Origin of the sequence: Marinomonas foliarum (assembly GCF_016906065.1) — a bacterium.
GTDB classification, from domain to species: Bacteria; Pseudomonadota; Gammaproteobacteria; order Pseudomonadales; family Marinomonadaceae; genus Marinomonas; species Marinomonas foliarum.
The window spans coordinates 2,680,664-2,700,047 of sequence record NZ_CP070273.1 but is presented as its reverse complement, the minus strand read 5'-3'; the positions used below and the strand labels follow the sequence as shown (position 1 = coordinate 2,700,047).

At 42.5% G+C, this 19,384-nt stretch carries 15 protein-coding genes; 8 read left to right on the top strand and 7 right to left on the bottom strand.

The window, feature by feature from the left end; all coding sequences use genetic code 11:
- Window positions 1–97: 97 nt before the first annotated feature.
- On the top strand, window positions 98–1,219 hold the full coding sequence (locus JSY38_RS12510) for a DNA alkylation repair protein (protein WP_205113472.1): 1,122 nt from the start codon (window positions 98–100) through the stop codon (window positions 1,217–1,219).
- Here the strand turns inward: JSY38_RS12510 and JSY38_RS12505 are convergent.
- The gene (locus JSY38_RS12505; protein WP_205113471.1) at window positions 1,216–2,571 is read right to left on the bottom strand and encodes a GGDEF domain-containing protein; all 1,356 of its coding nucleotides are present in this window, start codon (window positions 2,569–2,571) and stop codon (window positions 1,216–1,218) included. The genes JSY38_RS12510 and JSY38_RS12505 overlap by 4 nt on opposite strands.
- Before the next feature lie 9 nt (window positions 2,572–2,580).
- Window positions 2,581–3,774, bottom strand: coding sequence for a sugar transporter (locus tag JSY38_RS12500; protein WP_205113470.1), 1,194 nt, complete (start codon window positions 3,772–3,774; stop codon window positions 2,581–2,583).
- A 255-nt stretch (window positions 3,775–4,029) separates the two neighbouring features.
- On the opposite strand from JSY38_RS12500, the gene JSY38_RS12495 reads away from it, so the two are divergent.
- Together JSY38_RS12495 and JSY38_RS12490 are read left to right on the top strand one after the other, a co-directional pair.
- On the top strand, window positions 4,030–5,253 hold the full coding sequence (locus tag JSY38_RS12495) for a GGDEF domain-containing protein (RefSeq protein ID WP_205113469.1): 1,224 nt from the start codon (window positions 4,030–4,032) through the stop codon (window positions 5,251–5,253).
- A gap of 96 nt (window positions 5,254–5,349) precedes the next feature.
- Window positions 5,350–6,396, top strand: a complete 1,047-nt coding sequence (locus tag JSY38_RS12490; RefSeq protein WP_205113468.1) for a Fe(3+) ABC transporter substrate-binding protein — start codon at window positions 5,350–5,352, stop codon at window positions 6,394–6,396.
- A 49-nt stretch (window positions 6,397–6,445) separates the two neighbouring features.
- Here JSY38_RS12490 and ilvY read toward each other — a convergent pair whose 3' ends face one another.
- Window positions 6,446–7,339 carry an HTH-type transcriptional activator IlvY gene (gene ilvY / locus JSY38_RS12485; RefSeq protein WP_114411251.1) on the bottom strand — a complete coding sequence of 298 codons (894 nt, stop codon included), beginning with the start codon at window positions 7,337–7,339 and terminating at the stop codon, window positions 6,446–6,448.
- 221 nt (window positions 7,340–7,560) lie between these two features.
- On the opposite strand from ilvY, the gene ilvC reads away from it, so the two are divergent.
- The 5 genes from ilvC to JSY38_RS12460 all read left to right on the top strand — a co-directional run bounded on the left by ilvC (window position 7,561) and on the right by JSY38_RS12460 (window position 13,881).
- The gene (gene ilvC / locus JSY38_RS12480; protein WP_205113467.1) at window positions 7,561–9,033 is read left to right on the top strand and encodes a ketol-acid reductoisomerase; all 1,473 of its coding nucleotides are present in this window, start codon (window positions 7,561–7,563) and stop codon (window positions 9,031–9,033) included.
- A gap of 99 nt (window positions 9,034–9,132) precedes the next feature.
- Window positions 9,133–10,569, top strand: coding sequence for a molybdate ABC transporter ATP-binding protein ModF (modF, locus tag JSY38_RS12475; protein WP_205116809.1), 1,437 nt, complete (start codon window positions 9,133–9,135; stop codon window positions 10,567–10,569).
- Between the two features lie 200 nt (window positions 10,570–10,769).
- Window positions 10,770–11,480 carry an acid phosphatase AphA gene (gene aphA / locus JSY38_RS12470; RefSeq protein ID WP_205113466.1) on the top strand — a complete coding sequence of 237 codons (711 nt, stop codon included), beginning with the start codon at window positions 10,770–10,772 and terminating at the stop codon, window positions 11,478–11,480.
- A gap of 211 nt (window positions 11,481–11,691) precedes the next feature.
- Window positions 11,692–12,630 carry a lipoprotein gene (locus JSY38_RS12465; RefSeq protein WP_205113465.1) on the top strand — a complete coding sequence of 313 codons (939 nt, stop codon included), beginning with the start codon at window positions 11,692–11,694 and terminating at the stop codon, window positions 12,628–12,630.
- 3 nt (window positions 12,631–12,633) lie between these two features.
- A complete protein-coding gene (locus JSY38_RS12460; RefSeq protein WP_205113464.1) occupies window positions 12,634–13,881 on the top strand; it encodes a hypothetical protein in 1,248 nt (415 codons plus the stop codon).
- A 33-nt stretch (window positions 13,882–13,914) separates the two neighbouring features.
- Here the strand turns inward: JSY38_RS12460 and JSY38_RS12455 are convergent, their stop codons facing one another.
- The 4 genes from JSY38_RS12455 to JSY38_RS12440 form a co-directional block, all read right to left on the bottom strand.
- Window positions 13,915–15,051: a helix-turn-helix transcriptional regulator gene (locus JSY38_RS12455; RefSeq protein ID WP_205113463.1), complete on the bottom strand. Its 1,137-nt coding sequence runs from the start codon at window positions 15,049–15,051 to the stop codon at window positions 13,915–13,917.
- Window positions 15,052–15,691: 640 nt separating this feature from the next.
- A complete protein-coding gene (locus JSY38_RS12450) occupies window positions 15,692–16,759 on the bottom strand; it encodes a Stealth CR1 domain-containing protein (RefSeq protein ID WP_205113462.1) in 1,068 nt (355 codons plus the stop codon).
- Between the two features lie 162 nt (window positions 16,760–16,921).
- Window positions 16,922–17,734, bottom strand: a complete 813-nt coding sequence (locus tag JSY38_RS12445) for a substrate-binding periplasmic protein (protein WP_205113461.1) — start codon at window positions 17,732–17,734, stop codon at window positions 16,922–16,924.
- A complete protein-coding gene (locus tag JSY38_RS12440) occupies window positions 17,721–18,896 on the bottom strand; it encodes a sensor domain-containing diguanylate cyclase (protein WP_239543966.1) in 1,176 nt (391 codons plus the stop codon). The genes JSY38_RS12445 and JSY38_RS12440 overlap by 14 nt, the downstream gene beginning before the upstream one ends.
- Between the last annotated feature and the right edge of the window lie 488 nt (window positions 18,897–19,384).

Here is a 19,384-nt window from a genome sequence, read left to right as displayed (position 1 = left end):
TCATTCTGTATTCAAATATATTTGAATATGCTGACAACAACTGACATCACGAAACGATAAGGTTACTCTTTAAGCTATCACCCAAGAAGATAAACGTATGTCAGAACCCTTTAAAAACCTCTTCAATAACCATGTTATCAACCATATGGCGGAACACTTTCAACGCCATTGGCAAGACTTCGATAAACAAGGCTTTATTGATGCCGCCTCTCATCAACTTGAAGCATTGGAACTCAAAGCACGCTCTCAACAAATCACCGCTGCGATGAGCCAATATTTGCCAAAGGATTTCGAACACGCAGGTCAAATTTTACTAGCCGCCTTAGCGCCAGAATCCAACGAGGAACTAATAATCGAAAGTGACGGTATTACAGGCTGGGCAGTGATGCCAATGGGCGATTATGTAGGTCTTCATGGTCTTGCTCATCATGATTTTTCCATGACTTTGTTGAACGCTATGACCCGTCGATTTACGTCCGAATTCAGCATTCGATTTTTCTTATTGACGTCCCAAGAAAAAACTCTCGAAGTACTCAGAAGCTGGCTGAAAGACGACAACAAACACGTACGACGCCTCATCTCCGAAGGCACGCGACCACGCTTACCTTGGGCTATGCAGTTGCCGAGTTTTATTCTGAATCCAGCACCCGTTATTGAGTTGCTTGAAGAACTGAAAGACGATCCAGAAGAATACGTGCGCCGCTCGGTGGCCAATAACCTTAATGACATTGCCAAAGATCACCCTGACCTTGTAGCAGACATTGCCGAAAAATGGATGCAAGGTGCCGATATAAACCGTCAAAAGCTGATACGCCATGCATGTCGAACCTTATTAAAACAAGGTAATGATAAAGCTCTCGAAGTATTCGGCTACGGCAGACCAAAGTTAGATAGTATTAAGTTGGAAGTTCATGAAGAACAAGTGAAGCTAAATGGCAACTTAGAATTTTCACTGTTACTAGAATCCACCAGTGAAAGTGATCAAAGCTTGATGATCGATTACGTTATTCACCATCAAAAGAAAAATGGCAAAACATCAGCTAAGGTTTTTAAGTGGAAAAAAACGATATTGGAAGCTGGTAAGCAAGTCTCTATGAGCAAGAAACACCCTTTCAAAGCCATCACCACTCGAGTTTATTATGACGGCCTGCATGAGGTGGAAATCCTCGTGAATGGTCAACCGATTGCAAAAAATCGCTTCTTTTTATCAACCAGCTAACCAACCATAATGCGATTACGCCCTGCCCCTTTGGCTTCATACAGCAATATGTCGGTGCGTTTTATCATTCGGCTTTGGTCGTCAAGGTGCTGGTACTCAGTAACACCCAGACTAATTGTAAAACTTGGAATATCGGGGTCGTTAAGTGACTCGATAGATTTACGCAATTGGTCTGCCAAAAACTCAGCCTCTTCAAGATTGGTATCTTTAAGCAATATGGCAAATTCTTCCCCACCCACTCGAAACAGTGCATCGGTTTGACGTAGACGGCGGTGGAGTGTTTTAACCAATACCCTAAGCACATTATCACCGACATCATGACCGTATGAGTCATTGATTTTCTTAAAGTAATCAACATCTAATAAAATTAAACTAAAATGATGCCCACTTTGAGCGAGTACTAATTCATACTTAATTTGCTCATCCCATTTGTGGCGATTAAAGGCGCCAGTCAACTTATCTCGTGTGGCAAGCTCGATTAATTTACTTTCGACTTCATCACGACTCTCTCGCTCCTGAGAAAATCGTCCAATCAAAATTCTGAGGTCTTTCTCCAACTCATCTAGCTCATCGGTACCTTTATAGCGTGGGGTATTTGCATCCGCATCATGTGGCATTGATCTATGTAAAGAGTCAATCTGCCCACGCAATACATCCACCTTACGACGAAAAGACAAAATAGTATGAAGCGTTAAATAAATACCAATGACAAATGCGACAAAGCCCAATGTAGCACTCATAACCAAGAAGTCTCGCTCTTGCTTTTCTACAGATGAGGCAACTTGAATAGCCAATTGATCGATACTCATTAGTAATTCATTTGCTTCGTCATCCAAAGCGTTGTCTTGCTTCTCTACATTATTCCAGTCAATATCAGAGTGTTGGTCTTTGTTTATAAACTGCACAAAGGCATGTTCAAAACTGACTCTGTGACTATGTAGATCTTTGATTTTTTTCAGTAAAACTTGGTGGTCTGCAACATTAATGCGCACACTGTCCAGAGCTAAAGCAGAATGGAGAATGCTAATCGCTCTCTCAAGCTGTGTGGCAAGACGCTGATTAAACTGATCAAAACCTTGCATACCTTTTTTCCGAAGATTTTCGTCCTCAAAAAAAACATCCCCCTGTAGACGAATACCTTCCATCCAAAGATGCTGTTTAAGTTGGAGAATTTCGATATCAGTAATCACTTCCAATAAAGGAATGTCGATTTTGGAAACTTCTTGAATATCTTTATAGATTTTCTGGGATTTATAAGCCGTGTAGAGAATCACAATAAAAAGAAAGGCCAACAGCACAAATGAAAGGCCGCTGATTTTTCTGGTCATAGACGCATTTAACCAAGTAAACATATTAGCCTGTTATCCATCCGCTTTTTTCGTGTTTTTGAGTATCATAATGACAACACCAAACGCACATACTCCTAATACAGCGCCAGATAATCCAACACTTTCCAAACCAACTCTCTGAATAACTTGGCTACCGATCAACGCTCCTGCACCAATACCTAAATTAATGATACCGGAGTACAAAGACATAATAATATCCGCTGCACTGCCATCAACATTCAGTACTCGGATCTGCATACTCAAGCCAATAATCATCAGAGCTGCGCCCCAAAACAACACGCAACTAATAAGCCAGTAGTTATTCGGGGTCACAAAATACAGCATGCCCATACATAATGTAATGATTACAACGCTAGAAACCAACATTTGCGCATTGGCTTTATCACCAAAATAGCTAAACAACACACTCCCAATTATCCCTGCCATTCCAAATAACAGCAGAATTGTGGTTGTGAATTGCCCACTGGCACCACCAACTTCATGCAAGAAAGGCTCAATATAACTATAGGCCGTATAATGAGCAGAAAATATCACGAAGATAAACAAGTACATTCCTAATAACGCACGATTACGCAAAACCTCAGGAACTTTACTCATAGAGCCAGAAAACAAGCTAGGTAAGTTCGGTAACAAACGATACATGACCAGCATAATAATAAGTGCAATCACGGCAATAAAAGCAAAGGTAGTACGCCACCCCATAAGCTGACCAATAATACGTCCAGCCGGAACACCTAAAACCATAGCCAGTCCAGTACCTGTGGCTAAGACACTTAAAGCAAAAGTATGTTTACCTTGTGGAGCAACACGAATCGCAATAGAGGCAGTAATAGACCAGAAAACGGCGTGCGCAAATGCGATACCAATACGACTAATCAGTAAGGTCGTAAAATCCCACGCAATCACAGACAAAATATGACTAACAATGAAAAGCGCGAATAATCCCATCAACAGAGATTTTCGCTCTAACTTACGAGTGAGGAGCATCATTGGGAGTGACATCAGCGCCACTATCCACGCATAAACCGTCAGCATCCAGCCTACTTGAGCAGGGGAAGTCGAGAAACTCTGCGCTATGTCAGACAATAACCCAACCGGTACAAACTCTGTCGTATTAAATATAAAAGCGCTGAATCCCAAAATAAACACGCGCAAGTATTGGACACGGCGAGAAACCGTTTCCTCAGGAGAGAAAGTTGACGTCATGATTACCTGCTGAAATGTAAGGTGTTTGAAAGGTCATTATTGTCCACTTTTTCAACTTCAACGAAACAGTCAAATATGAATGTTTATTGATATTTTACTCCAGTTTTCGAACACAACCCCCCATCAATGTATTTTAAGGTCCAAAAATCGCAGGGATAAAAACGCCACTCATAAAAAAACTACATTTTCTTACACAATTCAAACGGCTCTTATGAGAATATCACGACTGTTGCAAATCGATAAGAATGAGTAATAATGATCCCTTCTATACTGTATTTTTCACCACAATTAGCATCATGGAAGGCGCAATTAAATACAAAGTTACAAACACATGGACACACTGTTGAATGGCTCCCCATTCAACAGATTAAGCAGTCCCCCGCACTTTCACTGGTACTCATTGCAGAAAATGATATCAGTGCAGAAGACATCCTCTTAATCCCGTCCAGAAAAACCATTGTCATTGTTGATGAATGGAGCTTAGAAGTCAGCGCTAAATGGATAAATCGAGGGGCAGATAACTGCTTTGCCCACCATGATGAGCACCTGATCAGCTGGCTTCTATCTGAGTTCTCAAAATTTGCCCTGACAAGAACACGCAAGACAGACGACGATGTTTTACAGGTCATTATCGACGCTATTCCTGCCCCCATTTTTTTTAAAGACCAACACCATATTTATCGCGGATGTAACACCGCATTTTGTGAATTTATTGGACGCCCCCGGGACGAAGTCGTCGGCCATTCTGTTTATGATATTGCCCCTAAACACCTCGCTGATATTTACTATGAAGCTGATTGTGAATTATTGGCAAAAGGTGGCACTCAACGCTATGAAGCAGAAGTAAGATTTTGCAATGGCTCTCTCCATGAAATGGAATTTAATAAAGCCGCTTTCACAAATGCAGGAGGGCAAGCAATCGGCCAAGTTGGTGTCATGCTAGAAGTAACAGAACGTAACGAATTAATTCGTAAGTTAGACAAAGCAACTCGTACTGATCCATTAACCGGAATGTCTAATCGAAGAGAGTTTAATCTTACCATCCAAGAGGCACTTAACGAACAGAAGAGTTCAGAGCAAAAGCTCAGTTTAATGACATTGGATATCGATTTCTTTAAGCAAATAAACGATAGGTTTGGTCATGGCGGAGGAGATCGGACACTGCAGTTAATTGCTAGCTGGCTACAAAGCCAGCTACACGAAACAGACCACGCATTCCGTGTTGGGGGCGAAGAGTTTTATATTTTAATGCGCGGAAAAAGCATAAAAAGCGCGTTGGGCATGGCGGAAAGCTTGTGCAAACACATGGCAACAACCCCATTTATGATCAATCATAAATCAATCTACATAACTTTTTCTGCAGGAGTCATTGAATTAACTCCAAACCTTCCATTAGACGACGCTCTCGAGATGGTAGATAAAGCATTATACGAAGCAAAATCAAACGGTCGAAATTGTGTTTGTCATGTATTCCAATAACCTAAAAAAAATAAATGTTAACAGGAACGATTTGCATTACTATCTGTCACATACAAAACAATTTATAAATCCCACTCTGATAGATAGGAACTTGTAATGAAACGTCCAACAATAAAAACATCGCTTTTAACCCTAGCTGGTGCAACAACTATGCTTGCTTTGAGCAGTACTTCTGCCCACGCCAGTGGTGAGGTCAATGTCTATTCAGCGCGCAGCGAAGCACTGATTGCTCCTTTGCTAGACATTTATGCAAAAGAAAATAACGTCAAAGTAAACCTAATTACCGGCAGTGCAGACGCTTTGCTAAGCCGTCTGCAATCAGAAGGTGACGCCAGCCCTGCCGACGTATTCATCACGGTTGATGCAGGACGTTTATATCGCGCAAAAGAAGCAGGTGTGCTCCAGGCGTTTGAAACAAGCAACTTAAATAAAGTTGTACCTGAGCATCTAAAGGATCGTGACGGTTACTGGTATGGCTTGTCTCAGCGTGCTCGCGTTATATTCTATAACCCTGAAACTGTCTCCGCTGCTGATTTATCGACTTACGAAGACCTAGCTGATCCAAAATGGAAAGGCAAAATCTGCATTCGATCTTCTAGCAACATCTACAACCAATCCTTGGTTGCTTCCATGATCGATGCCAATGGTGAAAAACAAACGTTGGAATGGATCAAAGGTCTAGTTGCTAACTTTGCACGTCCACCAGCTGGCGGTGACACAGATCAAATTAAAGCCGCGGCAGCAGGCGTTTGTGATATCGCTGTCGCAAACACCTATTACTTTGGCCGTTTAGGTTTAAGCAACAAAAAAGAAGACCGTGCAGTGTTTGATAAACTAAAAATGTTCTGGCCTAACCAAGCGGCTAACGAGCGTGGTGCTCACGTCAATGTCAGCGGTATTGGCATCACGGCATCCTCTAAAAACACAGACAATGCTAAACAATTAATCGACTTCTTAACCAATAAGCAAAGCCAAGAATGGTACGCCAACGTGAACAACGAATACGCCGTGATTGAAGGCGTGGCGCCACCAAAAAGCCTAGCGACGTTTGGTGAATTCAAAGCTGATAAAGTGTCTTTGAGTGTATTAGGTGAAAACAACCGCCAAGCGGTTAAACTAATGGACCAAGGTGGTTGGAAGTAATACTCCAGCTACAGCCAAATCGTTAAACTCCAATACTTAAAAGAGGAGGCTATTTAGCCTCCTCTTCCATTAAACTCCAAAATGCTTCTACCAATGGGTTCTTCAAACTTTTCTTGAGTGTAAACAGGCCAATATCATAAGGCTCCAACTCTGGCTGCACATCCAGCACCTTAATTCGATCCACCAATGGGCTGTTATCCAAGACGATTTTTGGCACAACTCCGATACCAAAACCCAAACTCACCATGCTCACAATCGCCTCATTACCGGTGACTTGAGCATAAATCCTTGGCGCGATGTCGAGTTGACGAAACCATTCGTCAATACGTGTTCGAGATACACCACCTTCAGAAAGAATCATTGGGATATTAGCCCACTCCTCTGGCGACGTTGGCGTGTTGGTTGGAACATTCGGCACTTGCTGTTCAAGTGGCGCAATAAACAACAAAGGCGAAATAGCGATTGGCTTAAAGGCTAAGCCACGAGGCAAGTTAGCTGGGCGGGCAGCAATGGTAATGTCCTCTTTACCATCCAGAATATGCGCAATCGCATGCTCTGGATCGCCAGTACGTAGCTTTATCTCAATCGCTGGATAAGCAATACGAAAACGACGCAGTAATTCATACAAAAAACTATAACTCGCTGTGACTGATCCATAAAGACTGATTTCACCACTAAGCTGGTCGGAATTATCTGTCAATTCATGACGAATCAAGTTCCATTGTCGGCTGGTATCGCGAGCGTACTTGAGAAATTTCTGTCCTTCTTGGGTTAATACTACAGTGCGATTATCACGGTTAAACAAAGCCACGCCGAGCTCGTCTTCTAAGTGTCGGATGTTTCGTGACATGGCAGAAATACTGATGTGACATTCGTCACTGGCGCGTCCGAAATTCAACGTTTCCGCTAAGGCGAGAAACTGCTTAAGCGTTTTTATATTCATAATGAAGCCTGCACCCTATTGCTGTTTACTCATCATAAATCATGATTGCAATAAATGGGATACTATATTGCGAATATATCAATTTACGAAAAGGTTCTACTAGGATAGATTAACCCTACTCGCAGAATGTCAGGAAAATCATTGCTTGGCGACTGTGTCATCCATTTTTAATATCCGCGTGTTTTTATCGCTGATAAATTAATTTAAAAGGTGTGTTTATCATGGCTAATTACTTCAATACTTTGCCGCTACGCGAGCAACTAGCTCAACTAGCAAAATGTCGCTTCATGGACAGCTCTGAATTTGCAGACGGCGTAGAAGCGCTTAAAGGCAAAAAAATGGTTGTTATCGGTTGTGGTGCACAAGGTCTTAACCAAGGCTTGAACCTACGTGATTCTGGACTAGATGTTTCTTACGCATTGCGCCCTGAAGCGATTGCACAAAAACGTCAGTCTTGGAAAAATGCGACTGAAAACGGTTTTGTTGTAGGTACTTACGAAGATTTGATCCCAACAGCTGATGTTGTATTGAACCTAACACCTGATAAGCAACACACTCCAGTTGTTACAGCCGTTATGCCTCTTATGAAAGAAGGCGCTTGCCTATCTTACTCTCACGGTTTCAACATCGTAGAAGAAGGCATGCAAGTACGTGACGACCTTACAGTCATCATGGTTGCACCTAAGTGCCCAGGCTCTGAAGTTCGCGCTGAATACGTTCGTGGTTTCGGTGTTCCAACACTTATCGCGGTTCACGAAGACAACGATCCTAAAGGCGAAGGTCTTGCACTAGCGAAAGCTTACGCTGTTGGTACTGGCGGTCACAAAGCAGGCGTTTTGATGTCTTCTTTCATCGCAGAAGTTAAATCTGACCTAATGGGTGAGCAAACTATCCTTTGTGGTATGTTACAAACTGGTTCTATCCTTTGCTTCGACAAAATGATTGAAGAAGGCATCGACGCTGGCTATGCATCTCGCTTGATCCAATTCGGTTGGGAAACCATCACTGAAGCATTGAAATACGGCGGCGTGACTAACATGCTAGATCGTCTTTCTAACCCAGCTAAGATCAAAGCATTCGATCTTTCTGAAGAGCTAAAAGTAATCATGCGCCCGCTTTACAACAAGCACCAAGACGACATCATCAACGGCACTTTCTCTCGCGTAATGATGGAAGACTGGGCGAATGATGATAAAAATCTTCACCAATGGCGTGCAGACACAGCGGAAACCAACTTCGAGAAGACACCAGCTGGCGATGTAGAAATTTCTGAGCAAGAATTCTTCGACAACGGTATTTTGATGGTTGCTATGGTTAAAGCCGGCGTTGAGCTTGCTTTCGAAACTATGACTGCTGCAGGCATCATCGCAGAATCTGCTTACTACGAGTCACTACACGAAACGCCACTAATCGCGAACACAATTGCTCGTAAGAAACTTTACGAAATGAACGCGACAATCTCTGATACAGCGGAATACGGTTGTTACCTATACAACCACGCTTGCCTACCATTGCTAGGTGACTTCATGAAAGACATCAAAACTGACGTGATAGGTAAAGGTCTTGCTACTGACGATAACGGCGTAGACAACGCTCGCCTAATCGAAGTAAACGCAGCTCTTCGCTCTCACCCAGTAGAAGCAGTTGGCGCGGTATTACGCGGCCACATGGCAGACATGAAGAAGATTGTTTAATTTCTTCTAGAAATTAAACACAAAAAGCCGAGATTGTTTCTATAAATAATCTCGGCTTTTTTGTCTCTACTGGTTCTAAACAAAACATTAGGAAATACCATGGACAGCATCCGCTTAGACAACATCCTCCTCAACAAAGTAACAGTGAACTTTGATGATCGCTTTACCCTAAGCGAGATCGACTGGACCATTGAGCCGAACCAGCATTGGGTCATCACTGGCACAAATGGTGCGGGCAAATCGGCCTTGGCTGCTGTGCTAGCAGGCGTGGGCGATATTGAAAATGGCACAGTCACTGGTCTGCCAAAAAATGTGGGGGTGGTGTCTTTTGAGGCCCAAGCGGAGCTGATTGCCAAAGAGCTGAAAAAAGACGATGCCGACATTATGGACGTGATTTCCCTCGGCACGCCTTTACATGAAATGATTTTTGAAAACTGCCAAGACCCAGAGCTTGCCCACGCCTTGGTAGAAAAATTCGGTTTGACCAAACTGCTCGACCGCGCCTTTCGTAAACTCTCCACCGGCGAAACACGCAAAGTCATGCTGATTCGCGCCCTATCGAGCAAACCGGATTTATTAATTTTAGATGAACCTTTTGATGGCTTAGACGTAGATACGCTTGTCATGTTGCAAGCGCATCTGGTTTCCATCATAGACACCACACCTATGATCTTAGTGCTCAACCGCTTCGATGAAATGCCTGAGTTTATTACTCATGTCGCCTATGTGGACAAGGGTGAACTGGCGCTAACAGTAGACAAAAAAGACGAAAGTGCCTTTAACGAGCTTTATCAATTACTGCATTTAAAAACCACAGACCTACAAGTACCTGAAGCTGATCCAGCCAACACCTTGCCAGCACTCGACCCAAACCAACCGCTGGTCAGACTTAACCAAGCCACCATCAAATACAGCGATACCGTGATTGTTGATAAGCTAGATTGGACCATAGAGCGCGGCCAACATTGGCAACTCAGCGGCCCCAACGGCAGCGGCAAAACTGGCGTATTATCTTTGATTACCGGCGATCATCCGCAATGTTATACCAACGATATTTTTGTCTTCGGATTCCAACGTGGTAACGGCGAAAGCATTTGGCAAATCAAACAATTTATCGGCTACGTTTCCACGGCACTGCAATGGGAATACCGCGTCAGCACCAGCTGCAAAAACGTCATTATTTCCGGCTTCTACGACAGCATCGGCATGTACAGCAAATCCACCGATAACCAGAAGCAAATTGCTGATCAGTGGCTTGAGCTACTCGGTATGAAAGATCGTGCAGACCAGCCCTTCAACAAACTCTCCTACGGCGACCAGCGTTTATTACTCATCGCCCGCGCCATGGTGAAACACCCGCCATTATTGATCCTAGACGAGCCCTGCCTTGGCCTAGACGACATGAACCGCCAGCTTATCCTCGCTCTTATCGAGAAAATTTGTGAAGGGAAAGAAACCACCGTGCTCTACGTCAACCACCACGCGGAAGACCAGATCAAAGGGATAGAGAACTACTTGGGGTTGAAGAAAAACTAGAGAGACTCCTTACTAACATGAAAGCCAACTCTAGGAGTTGGCTTTCATGTTTCAGGAAGATTTACTGGCACTGCCGCCCTTTATAAAAAGTAAATATGCTTACTCTGCCCTTTAATCAAACCAAACCAAGTTAATAGAAAGTCATATATTTTAGCGATAAAATACGCCCGCTTTTAACAATGAAACCTATAGGGAACAATGTGAACCATACTCTACGCTCGATAACTGTTGCACTGTCTTGTGTCGCTAGCTTGTCTGCTAACGCGGATCCAAAAACACCAGACACTCATAAAGGCTATTCCACCATTGATATGACGACTGCTGGCATGCCAACGGATGTGAAGATGATTTCTGTAACGGATATCAAGAAGGAACTGCAAGGCAAAGCGCCTTTTGCCGTTGGTTTAGATATTGATGACACTAGCTTGTTCAGTACGCCAGTTTTTTACCGTGGCCAACAAGAGTTTTCACCAAATGGTTACTCTTACCTATCGAACCAAGATTTTTGGGATAAGGCAAATTGTGGCTGGGATGCGTTTAGTATGCCTAAGAACATTGCTAAAGAGTTGATTGCGATGCACCAAGAACGTGGTGACAGCATTTATTTCATTACAGGTCGTACAGGCTCCGATTGTAATTTCACTACCGAATATTTGAAAAAAACGTTTGATATCAAAGATATGCACGATGTCATATTTGCAGGATCAAGCCGTACTGAATACACAAAAACCAAGTACATCAAAGAGAATGACATCAAGATGTATTATGGTGATGCAGATGGTGACATTATTTCGGCCCGTGATGCGGGCGCTGAAGGCATTCGTGTAATGCGCGCAGCGAACTCTAGCTACACGCCGATTCCGAAAAATGGCATCTATGGCGAACGAGTATTAAAAGACTCTCAGTACTAATAACACATAGTACTAAATAGCAGAAAGCCGAAAGTCATTAGATTTTCGGCTTTTTGTTTTCCCCTTCTATCACGCAAAATTTTTCCATAAATACCCCTCATAAAACTCTATTCACCAGAATCTTTTAATGCCCCCCTCAAATGAGGGTAATTGACCTGCCTTTAATGGGTTTATATTTCAGTAATAAACCCTATCCAAAGAGAAGATGACTATGAAAAAAACACTAATCACTGCAGGATTAACCGTCACTTTAACAGGGTGTTTTTCTACCACATCAATGGTAATGGACGCAACTGGTGCGAAGAAAGAGGAGCTGCCAGTCTTCCAGCAACCAGAGTTCACCAGCGCCCAAGCTGACTTTAGACAAAAATTGAAAGAATACAAAAGCACCAATCAAATGCCGATAGATACTAGCACTTACAGCAGCTGCGATATCAGCGAAGGCGTTCTTCAAGATATATCAGGCTTTACAAGCATTGCCAACTTGTTTGATACCACGAAAAAAGACAAAAAATCAGAAAAATCACTCGCTGCTCGTATCGGCCAAGATGCATCCTCCGTTGCAGGGAGTAATATCCAACAAACTTACCATTGGCAAGGAGGCGCATTATTCGCAACCGCAACCGATTGTAAAAAGCTGATCAACAACCAAGATGTCGCAGGTGTAAGCTACCTTCTCGACAGTAAATACATTATCAAGACTACAGGAACCAACTTTAATGGCTCCCACTCTATTACTGAAAAGAAGCATGTTCAGCGCTTTGGTGATGACCATACCGTGTCTATTAGTTTGCACTCTACCGTCATGGGTGATGATTTTGTGAAAGATTTTGGAACTAAATTAGCACTCAGTATGAGTAACTTAAAAGATCCTTTATTTATTTACACTTACAAGAAAGGGAATGATCAATTAAACATAAGCGAAGCCCCATCCAGCCCGGGAATCTATTTCACTCAGCATTTCATAACGCTGGATAGCACAGAGAAACGTCTTCGCTCCTACCGTTACACTGGCAAGGTGCTGAGTGGTATTGGTAGATCCGTTAATGACAAAGCCCACGGTCTACAAGAAAGTTTTGGAAAATACGGCTCCAACCTGTGCTTTGATCAGGGAGAGGTTGTACAAACCTCAAACTGTGAGGCGTTTTAAATCATGCTGATCACTCAATTTAAAGGCTGGCTGCTAGTGGTTTGTTTGGTGTGCACTGGATGCACGACCCTACAAATGCCGCATGGCTTAGGCTCGGCTGAATGCCAATCTGGAGATTGCTCTAATGGTGTTGGCACTTTGTACTCACCATTCGCAAAGGTAACCTACCACGGTCAATGGAATGGAGGTGAAATTGGTAGTGGCCTTTATATCATTGACTACAAGGATCAAGAATTCACAACACTTTATAAAGATGGCAGACCGGTCAGTGGCACGAAGTTTTACCCACACCCTAATGGCGAGCTGGATTATTTTACCGGTGAATGGACTCAGTACTATGACCCTTTCAGCAAGCAAACCATCACATTTCCACATGAAGGGGTTTACTATTCTGCCACTGGCGCAACGTTAACCGGAGAGTTCTACGCCATTCCTAGCCGGGGCATGTTTAAACACATCTATGAAGAGAACCCTGATACCTCACTGGCCTATTCGGCCGCTAATATCATTTTTATTGGCAAAGTAAGCTATCAAGGTGAAGAAGAAATCACCACGTTAGCCAGCACAGACTATTTAATCAGTACGCCCTTTATTAGTTCAAAATATTCGGGGCTGAAACCGTCTGATGCGGGTATGTTGGCACAGTTCAAACGCGATTTAGAATCGGAACAACAAGCGCAGCAAAATGCCAAAGTACAAGATCAGCGTAACAGTTTCGACTTCGGCAGAATCATTGCGATTGCAGCGACGGTGGCCGTTGCTAGTAGTGATTTTAGTGACTTAGGTCCAGATGTCAGTATGTTTTCCTCCAGCATGAACGATTTAACCAGCACCACAAGAACACCTGCACAACAAAAAATGGCTTTTATAGAACACAAGGAACAAGTGACGACACAAGTTCAATCGAATGTGAATAGGATTGAACAACGCTATGCGCCATTACAAAAAACTAAGCCGCACTCACAACAAACAACAACCAAGTCACAGCCCTCAAAATCCGTCGCCAAACCACTACAACCAACCAACATTAGCATTGAAACGAGCGGCACAACCGGAAGCTACTTTGCTTATGAGCAAGCACTTAATTTGTCTCAAACAAACGCTGAAAACAAGGCACATTCACTGTGTCGTAGCGAGCACAACGGACGATTAAAAATGAACAGTGGCAATATGGCTAAAAAGAATTGTCAGCAAAATAACAATGAATTTCGCTGTAATGTCACCATGATATTCGTATGCCAGAAGGAATAGCGACTGGGTCTTAAATAAGCAAGTACGACCTAGTTAATGCAGCAAAGCGCATAAAATACTGCTAATGAGAGCCCCTTGGCGTATGTGATTGGTTTTAATAAAAACATTTTTCAAGTAAGAACGTACGGTGGCTTCGGTTTTCCCACTCTTTATTGATATGTCTTTTAGTGACATACCTGCGACTAGGTCTTCGCATAAATCCGCTTCAGCGGGCGAGAGTGAAAAATATTGTCCGATTGTGGCCGCAGCAGGTAATTTACGTTTCGCCGGCTCCACTATCGTCACTAAAGCACCACCTTGCGATAAGTCCGTACTTTCCATCGGTCTTATCAGTACAATCAAGGGGGGTCGACCCTCGCGCTGTAAAAACAGCGTATCTGAATCATATTCATCTTGCCCCATACTGGCGCGAATAACTTGCACTGCAGACCGTAAATAGGCTTGCTGAATATCGCGCTGCTGAAACATCAGTCGCTCATTACGAATCGATAATAACGACGCTTCCAACAGAAATTTTTCCGCTAAAGGGTTAGCATGAATAACAACCGCCTGTTCATTTAATACAAGCGTTGCCTGAGGAATGGCGTTGACCACACTAACCAATGTTTTTTTAGCAATCGCCCGATAATCAATTTGTTGATACAACAAAATGGCTTGTCGAATAAAAGGCACAAGATGATTAAGCCGTGCCAACTCTAGCGACTGGAATGAACCTTGCTCGACGGTACGTTGCATCGTTAGTAATGTCGTATGAGTATCCGTGCAATGAACAACCAGCCAAGCACTATCGATCATGTTTTGATCTTTTTGCCAGCGTTTATAGTCTTCAGTAACGTCTAATTCGTCCAATATAGATAATGCAGAATGAAATACGCTTGGCGGTTGAAACGTCGCATATCTAGAAACCAGATCCTGCTTGATCATATTATTTTGTATATACCAATCTATAAATTCATCAGAAAGCCCAGCATACCAAAGATGATCTATTTGCAATGGCTGCTTACGAACAACCACTAATTCCGCAGCACAGGCGTTATTCGTAGTTAACAGCAAATCTAAAAAACGATGAAATCCTTCACGATCAGTAAGCCCTGCATACAAAGCATGAACCATTTCAGTCTCTTGCTGTGAAAAAGTTAAAGGTGTCAGAACGGTACGATCTAAAGACATAGTCAAGTTCCCATATGGATACTGAAAAGTTAAAGAAAACAGCCATTTTGAGTCATCAGCATCCAATACCAGGGACTAGTTCCTATAATAAGAAAAATAGGAAAGATCTTAGCGGCTTATTATAAGTTGATAAGGTCTAATGTACGAAAAAAATGCATCATTACCTTTTTTAAAATCTACCTAATTAATACAGCGAAGTTCAACATTTAAAGGCGATATAACATCCACCAACGTATAGCATGAATTCTAAATAAGGTTTCATTTTCCCATCAAAATAAAACGCATAATGTATTGTTTTGTAAAATAGCATACGACAACCACTATTCTTTGGAGTGACTTAATTTCAAATATTGCGCTAAGGTGGGCACTTTCGAGCGGATGAATTTAATCTATTTTTTGACGGAAAGTTGATCCCCCGACATGCTCTGATGTTGGGTTTCATTACCGGACTAGGCAACATCTAACATCCCTAACTCCGTACTTAACAGTAGACTGATAACAGCATCTGCTCCTGCGCGTTTCAATGTCTATACTCAGCTTTAAGGCCATCTCGCTCCAGAGCGCTTTTAGTTCATTGCCTTTTAAAGGCTTAATCACAAGTAACTAAGAAACCATGTGAATTCGGCCCTAAGCTTTAAAGCTAATCAAAAGATAGCAGCTTCATGCTTTTGCCAAATTTATCGATGCCCTGATTGGGGCACAATCCCTCACTGATTAAATTGCTATCGCTTACCGGAAAACCGCCGATAGCCTGAGCAATCCATTCTGCGGCATTTGGGATAATTTCGACCAGTTGAGGAAGATCATTAACGCATAGAAATTTGATGCTAGGATCTGTCGCTCTATTCAGTATCGCTAAAGTGTCAGCAGGAGGCAGACCTTTTCCATATCCGCTTGAGATATGAAGGTGGTCATCTACCATGCATAGTTTGGCTTCTTTATCCAAAATACAGGCGTGGTTATGCAGCCCCTGTGGAAGAAATTGTTCTAAATTGCGGAATCTATACTGGATATTGTTAACAAAGCAATCGGGGAAACGAGCAAACAATTCGGCCATCTTTGAACGTAGAAAAGGATGGACGACATGTGCCGCGGAATACAACTCTGACGCAGAAAAACCTAGAATTTTAGCCGCATTCGCCTGCATAAAGTAATGAAATTTCGCGGGATCAACGCGTGCTTCAGTGCCGCTAATCCGCTTACTAAAATCCGCCCATTTGCCTCGTAAAACAGGCGCTAGCCCATCAAACACATCAGTCGGTTTTAATGGCGCGGCCAAGAACACGTCGTCATTAAAGTAGATAAATCGCTCACTCAGCCCTTCTATTCGCCATAACATGCTCTCAATGGTCAAAGAATTAAAGGTGGGTAAAACATGCGTGAATCCAGCAAAGATTTCCGCGTGATAAGCAAGATGCACCTTGGCTCTAATGCTTTCAGAAAGGCTTGATAGATCTGGCCCCTCATCATCAACAACAATCCAGATTTTACCTATCCAAGGAGCATGGTTTTCGATTGATTGGATGCAGTACAAAATTTCATCGTTACACATCCATCTATGAGGATTCGACGCATTTTCATTTAATGGCAATAACTCCATTGCCATGTATTTTTGTCGTTTCTGACGGTGTTTCGCAGAGTTTCCATCGACCCAAGTGATGACAGCATCAATTGGTTCAAGCTGGAGTTCGTTTACATTGCTTAGCATTTCAATATCCGTGCATGACGATGTCTTTGCTGATACAAATAGTGGTTCAGGCTGATCGTCGAACGAGTCAATTCTAGGTGGGTCAACTCTTCACTGAGTTGATCTGATAGTGAATCTATCTATTGTTTTCTGGCTATTCGAAAGGAATAGAACTGTCTTACATTATTCTTCCAATGATACCTTATACTTGCTAAGCAGAGCTTGCTCTTTTTTGCCCTTCATCGCTAAGCGACCTTGGTTCCAAATATTGATCAATTCTTGTCTTTTTTCAGAGGGAATTTTATTTGAAAAGATGGGCATTTCAACTAGGTTTTTCTCTAAGCCTGGACGCACAACTATGAGGTCATCGTTTAAGTTCAGCTGATTTAAAACATACTGCAGGACGAGCTCGTTATCTGCATATAAGTCGACTCGGTTTTCGTTAATCATCTGAAAGATACGGTCAACGACATCATCATAACCCGCGATGACTTCAACAAAGTTAGCGTTTTTCGGGTCATCGATATAGTTTTGATAGCCAGCACTCATCGAGCTGTAATCCCAACCAGGACCCGTTGCGATTCGTTTGCCATTTAAAGATTGGATGCCTTGATAACGCCAAGGATCATTCTTTCGAACAACAAAAGCACTGGCGTAGGAAAAAGTTGCTTCATCGGCGTAGCTAAAGCCTTTCTCTGAATTCTTCGAATAGAGATATTCTGGCAACATATCACATAACCCTTCGGCTACCATGTCCAACCCTCTTGCTAGAGGTACTTCAAAGTATTCGAGGGTATATCCTTTTGAAGAGTATATTTGCTCAACCATGTCGATGACGACACCACGCTCAGGAGCTGCTTTTGTTGGGAATATTGTCATCGGTGGCCATTGGTCGTAACACACTTTTAGTGTCTTCGCATGACTAACACTCGACACGCCAGCTACCAAGGCAAACATAAGGAGGGATATCATTCTTAGTTTATTACCTTTCAACACGATCTCTCCCCTTATCTTTCGCTCCGTAGAGCTTCAAATCGGCACGTTTAAACAGTTCATCAATTGACTGATCTTCAGGCTCCGATGATTCAACACCAAGGCTTACAGTATAAGTGACTGTCTTATCTTCCACTTCTAACGCAGCATCACTTATAGTTTGACGTATTTTATCAGCAAGCTGGCAAGCAGCATCCAATCCGGTATCTGGAAGAAATATAGCGAACTCTTCACCGCCCACTCTACCAAGAAGGTCTGATTTTCTTAAAAAGCCCTGAAGTGTTTGGGTAAAGTGGATCAGTACTTTGTCTCCGATAAAATGACCATAAGTATCATTGATGCGCTTGAAGTAATCTAAATCCATCAAGATAAAAGACGCTGTCGATTTTTGACGCTGGGAAAGCACCAGCAACTGTTGTGCTGTTTCAAAAAAACTTCCTCGATTTAAGACATCCGTCAAAGAATCCCTTGTTGCGAGGTATTTGAGTTTTTCATTAAGAATTTGTAGGTCTTCGGTACGTTTTGCCACGGCCTCTTCTAACCAATCTCGCTTGGCCTGCTCATCTTCTAACAGCCGCTCTCGATCTGTCGACATTGCAATTAGCATAGTATTTATATGATCCTGAAGGTGACTAAGCTCATTATTTTCAGCGTTCGATAAATGAATGCGCTTACTGATACTTGTGCTTAACTGCACCTCATTCACTTGCGACATTAGCTCTCTTAAAGGTGTTGCTAAATAGCGGTCAAAGGCCCAAATAAACAGCCAGAATAAGACAGTTAACTTGATGAATGCGGTAATAGCAATCAAAGCAAAGCCGAACCAAACTCGTTCTAGCACCACACCTGAGGATGAATAAAGTACCAGCGTACCAAGAGGTATGCTTTCGCCATTTAGAGTCCAGCTTAATGCTGATGTCGAATCAAAAATAGACAGTGGAACAGAGCTAGAGTCGTAGAATCTTTTCGATATTATACTTTGCGAATTTTGGTCTAAAACATCCACACCTTCAATAATTGGCATTTGAATCAGCCCCGAGGTAAGCGAATCTAACTGGTTGCGGTTGTACTGCCACAAGCTAGTAGAAATAGGACCCCGAACCGTTGCTTCCAATTGCTGTAATTCGCTGACAATAGCATCCTGCGTTTTCAGATATTCGCTCAAAAACTGTAAACTTGTGATTAGAAGGGTAACAACCAAATAAATGGAAAAAATCACACGCATCATTTTTTGGGAGAGATTGTTTGGACGCAGGAACCTTACAAACATTAAAAATGGACCTTTCCAGCAAACTTTAAGCTAAGGTTTAGCTTAGATGACTTACGGAATTAATGGAACCTTCCTCGTACAATAAAAGCTTCAATCCCCCTAGTTCATTGCTTTCCTGTGATATTAAAGCATCTAACTTGACCAAACCCTCAATCTCACTGAGAATACAGACTCACTCAAACCTACAGGAGACTATTGATGATTGTATTCAACTCAACGCCGATTAAGACTGCACAGAGTATCAGACTTTAGAATAGCGTTAGACGTTTTACCGTTTTTCTTTGAACTGCCCCTCTTATAAGATTTCTTTCGGGATATCTTTCTTTGCACTGTCTCATCCGGCGTTTTTAGTTTTATCTAACTAATTTTTGTATCTTTAGCCG